At 72.6% G+C, this 2,427-nt stretch carries 3 protein-coding genes; all 3 read right to left on the bottom strand.

The features are described from left to right. Nucleotides 1-198, bottom strand: a 198-nt coding sequence (locus VIB55_RS13795; RefSeq protein WP_331877234.1) for an ATP-dependent metallopeptidase FtsH/Yme1/Tma family protein, incomplete at its 3' end; no start/stop codon positions are given. A gap of 79 nt (nt 199-277) precedes the next feature. Continuing rightward, entirely contained in the window at nt 278-838 is a 561-nt protein-coding gene (gene hpt / locus VIB55_RS13790; RefSeq protein ID WP_331877233.1) for a hypoxanthine phosphoribosyltransferase, read from the bottom strand. Further along, the gene (gene tilS, locus VIB55_RS13785) at nt 831-2,126 is read right to left on the bottom strand and encodes a tRNA lysidine(34) synthetase TilS (RefSeq protein WP_331877232.1); all 1,296 of its coding nucleotides are present in this window, start codon (nt 2,124-2,126) and stop codon (nt 831-833) included. The genes hpt and tilS overlap by 8 nt, the downstream gene beginning before the upstream one ends. Nucleotides 2,127-2,427 lie beyond the last annotated feature (301 nt).

Below are 2,427 nucleotides of genomic sequence, written 5' to 3'. Positions count from 1 at the left end.
CGAGTCGACGTTGCCCTTCTTGAGCTCGGCCTTGAACTCGGAATACGCGATGTCGCGCACCGGCTCGGCGCGGCGGCTGGTGAGCTGAACGGTAAGGATGGACACCATCACCAGCACCAGCCAGAACCCGGCGGTGCGCGTGACGCGGCCCAGCTTGGGAGGCTGGGGCTTGGAAGTGCCCTTTTCTTCGTCTGCCATGGACTGCTTTTTCCCTTCCGGGGCCGCGGCGGGCGCGGAGTCCCGTCGCGCGAATAATCAGGTCAGCCGGCCCGGCCGCTCAGGGGTCGATCACCCCGATGAACGGCAGGTTCCGGTAGAATTCCGAATGGTCCAGCCCGTACCCGATGACGAACTCGAGCGGGCAGTCGAAGCCCAGCCAGCGCGGCTCCTGCGCCAGGTCGGTGGCGATGTGCTTGTGCAGCAGCGCGCAGATCTCCAGCGACTTGATGTTGCGCCCCCGGAGCAGCGGGATCAGGCGGTTGAGGGTGGTGCCGCTGTCGACGATGTCTTCCACCAGCACCACGTGCTTGCCCTCGATGCTGGCCGGCGTTTCGTACAGCAGGTTCACCTGGCCGGAGCTGGTGGTGCCGCTGCCGTAGCTGGAGGCCACCAGGAAGTCCACCTCCATGGGCCGGTTGATGCTGCGCACCAGGTCGCTCAGAAAGATGAACGATCCCTTGAGGGTGCCCAGCACCAGCAGTTCCTCGTCGCGCGGATAGGCCTCGGTGATCTCGGCGCCGATCTCCCGCACCCGCTGGGCGATCTGTTCGGCGCTGAACAGCACCCGCGATACGGAGTGCCCGCCGGTGCGGGCCAGGTTGAGCTCGGTGTCAGACATCGGAGACCAGAAGAGTGATGGCCCGTTCCCCGGGCCGGGGCGCCTGGCCGGGGGCGGCGCCCACGCCGGGCACCCACAGCACGGACCCGGCGGCGTCGGCCAGCACGGGCGCGGCGCGGCGCGCGCCCACGGGCATGCGCGCCTCGCCGAACAGCTTCTTGAGCGGGCGCGTTCCCGCCAGCGTGCGCATCCGGTCGCCCGGCTTCCACCCGCGTAAGGCCAGCGGCCAGGCCACGCGGTCCGCGGCCATGCACACGGTGGCGGAATCCGCTTCCGCCCCAGGCCGCACCTCGCCCTCGGCCCAGCGCGCCACGCGCTCCCGGCCGCCGACGCGGAACCGGCCCTCGCCCGCGGCCCCGGCGATGGCCAGGGGCAGGTCGGGCGGCGGATCGCCCGGGCTCTCGGCCGCGCGGGAAAGGCGCGCGACGCCGAACTCCGTGGTGATCAGTACGCCACCCGCGAGCCGAAGGGTCCGTCCGCTGGGTGCCTGGCTGATAAACTCAAGCGCCGTGCGGGTTCCCGCCCGGTCGGGGACGGTGGCCAGCCGGCGCAGCGCGGCACGGAGCAGTCGGACGGCGACGGGCCAATCATAAGCCGCGAAGCGCTCGCGAACAAGCAGCACCGCCCCGTCTTCTTCGTGCACCGCCTCGGCCAGCAGGGGCGCGAGCACGGACTCCCACGCGGCCTCGTCTTCCCTCGCCAGCTGGGCCAGCCGCACCAGGCTGGCACGCGCGCCAGCCGCCACCGTGCGCTCGATCCGCGGGAGCAGCCCACGGCGGATGCGGTTGCGCGCGGGGTCCAGCGACCGGTTGGTGGGATCGTCGCGCCAGCGCAGCCCCGCGGCGCGCGCGTAGCGGCGCAGCTCCGCGCGCCAGAACGGAAGGAGCGGGCGGATCAGCCCCGTCGCGTCCACCGGGGGGATGCCGGCCAGCCCGTGGATGCCCGTGCCGCGCAGCACGCGAAAGAGCACGGTTTCGGCCTGGTCGTCGGCGTGGTGGGCCGTGGCGAGGTGGGTGGCACCGGCGCCCGCCTGCGCGGCGCGCAGAAAGGCGTAGCGCGCGTCGCGGGCGGCTTCCTCGGTGCGCGGCGGCTGGTCCGCGCGCGCCTCGGACAGCGGAACGCCCCAGGCGCGGCACAGGCCCCGGACCCAGCGCGCGTCGGCTTCGCTGCCGGGGCGCATCGCGTGGTCGAAGTGCGCGGCGGACAGGGTCATCGTGGGATCGTCCGCCGCGAAACGGAGCAGGTGCAGCAGCGCCACCGAGTCCATCCCCCCTGACACCGCTACCATCACATGCGCGCCGGTGCCCCGAACGCCCAGCGTCTCGAGGGTCTGGCGGACGCGGTGGTCGAGCGGAGGTGGAGGGGTGCGGGGCATTGCAGGGAAGACGGAGAAGGACTGCCGATGGGAGTTCGACTGGCTGATGCGCCGGCCTCGGCGCCCCCCTCTCCCAACCTCTCCCCCGCAAACTGCGCGGGGGAGAGGCGTTAGCTCGGTGTGCGACGCGGAGTGCGGTGCGTCGGCTGGCGATCTTGATGGCTCGGTGCGCTTCGGCGGCGGCGGCGCAGTCCCCGGCTGCCCTCTCCCCCGG

The sequence above is a fragment of the Longimicrobium sp. genome, assembly GCF_036554565.1.
In the GTDB taxonomy this organism is placed as follows: Bacteria; Gemmatimonadota; Gemmatimonadetes; order Longimicrobiales; family Longimicrobiaceae; genus Longimicrobium.
Note: the sequence above shows the minus strand (reverse complement) of the source record. Positions and strands in the feature narration are given on the sequence as shown.

Excerpts from the sequence above, each read along its gene's own strand:
- hpt (WP_331877233.1), bottom strand. The coding sequence starts at position 838 with ATGTCTGACACCGAGCTCAACCTGGCCCGCACCGGCGGGCACTCCGTA.
- tilS (WP_331877232.1), bottom strand. The coding sequence starts at position 2,126 with ATGGTAGCGGTGTCAGGGGGGATGGACTCGGTGGCGCTGCTGCACCTG.